Origin of the sequence: Mesorhizobium captivum, from assembly GCF_033977165.1 — a bacterium.
In the GTDB taxonomy this organism is placed as follows: Bacteria; Pseudomonadota; Alphaproteobacteria; order Rhizobiales; family Rhizobiaceae; genus Mesorhizobium; species Mesorhizobium captivum.
The window spans coordinates 1-1,556 of record NZ_JAVIJB010000112.1; the positions used below are offsets into that span (position 1 = coordinate 1).

The 1,556-nt window shown below is 61.4% G+C and carries 1 pseudogene; it reads right to left on the reverse strand.

The annotated features are described in order from the left end of the window. Positions 1-1,556 (reverse strand): annotated as a pseudogene (locus RFM40_RS33500) (hypothetical protein); the annotation flags it as partial.

Consider the following 1,556-nt stretch of genomic DNA (forward strand, 5'->3'; position numbering starts at 1 on the left):
CGCCAAGCCTTGAGCAGTAAAATCGGAGAGCCCGACATCCGGGCGATCGGCGCGGCGAAGGACCTCCCTGCCAATGGTGACCGTAGCCTCGCGCATCTTCTGCTGATCCGGCCATTTGCTGAAACCATTCACCAAGGTCACCAGGTGTTGATCGGCAAATCCGGCGAGTTGGCCGGCGCGGGACACGATCTCCTCGGCGAGGCCCACTGCAGCTTGGCGCACTTCAGGCTCCTCGGGCCACTTGCTGAATCCGTTCACCAGGTTCGCCACATGTTGGTCAGTAAATCCACGGAGGTGACTGGTGCGGCGGAGAATCTCGCAGGCAACTGCGGCCGTGGCTTCGCGCGTCTTCTCCTGTTCGGGCCATTTGCTGAAACCGTTCACCAAATTCGCCAGGTGTTGATCGGCGAATCCGGCGAGTTGGCCGGCGCGGGACACGATCTCCTCGGCGAGGCCCACTGCAGCTTGGCGCACTTCAGGCTCCTCGGGCCACTTGCTGAATCCGTTCACCAGGTTCGCCACATGTTGGTCAGTAAATCCACGGAGGTGACTGGTGCGGCGGAGAATCTCGCGGGCAACTGCGGCTGTGGCTTCGCGCGTCTTCTCCTGTTCGGGCCATTTGCTGAAACCGTTCACCAGTATGGCCAGCTGCTGATGGGTAAACCCCTTGATTTTGTCGGCGCGGGAGGCGATCTCCCCGGCGATGGCGACCGCAGCTTGGCGCATGCCTGGCTCTTGCGGCCACTTGCTGAAGCCATTGATCAGATAGGCCAGCTCCTGACCAGGAAAACCGCGCAATCGGTTGGCGTCGCAGCTGACCTCAGAGGCGATGGCGACGGCCGCTTCGCGCGTCTTCTCCTGTTCCGGCCACTTGCTGAAACCATTCACCAGATTGGCCAGGTGTTGATCCGTGAACCCACCCAGCTCCCTGGCGCGCGCAACGACCTCCCCACCGACGGTGACTGCTGCCTGGCGCATATTGAGTTCTTCGGGCCACTTGCTGAAACCATTCACCAGTATCGCCAGGTGCTGATGAGTAAATCCGCCGGGCTTGCCGACGCCGGACGCAATGTCCCCTGCGATGGCGACCGCAGCCTGACGTATGCCTGGCTCTTGCGGCCACTTGCTGAAACCGTTCACCAAAGTGGCCAGCTCCTGCTCAGGAAAGCGACCGAGTCGGTTGGCCTCGCGACTGATCTCAGAGCCGATGGCGATCGTTGCTTCGCGCGTGCTTTCCTGTTCCGGCCACTTGCTGAAACCGTTCACCAGGTTCGCCAGGTCCTGCGGTACAAAATCGGAAAGCCGATTGGCTCGGCCTGCGAGGTACGTCACCTCGGTGCCGATAGCGCTGGTGGCCTCCCGACACTCCGCCTGGTTCGGCCATTTGCTGAAACCATTGACCAGGTTGGTCAAGCTCTGCGGATTGAATTTGGAAAACCCTTGCGTGTGGGCGCGGCGAAGAACCTCACCAGCAACTGCGAAAGTGCCCTCGCCACACCCTGGCTGGTCAGGCCACTTGCTGAAGCCGTTCACCAGCAGCGAGAGGTTTCGAGCGT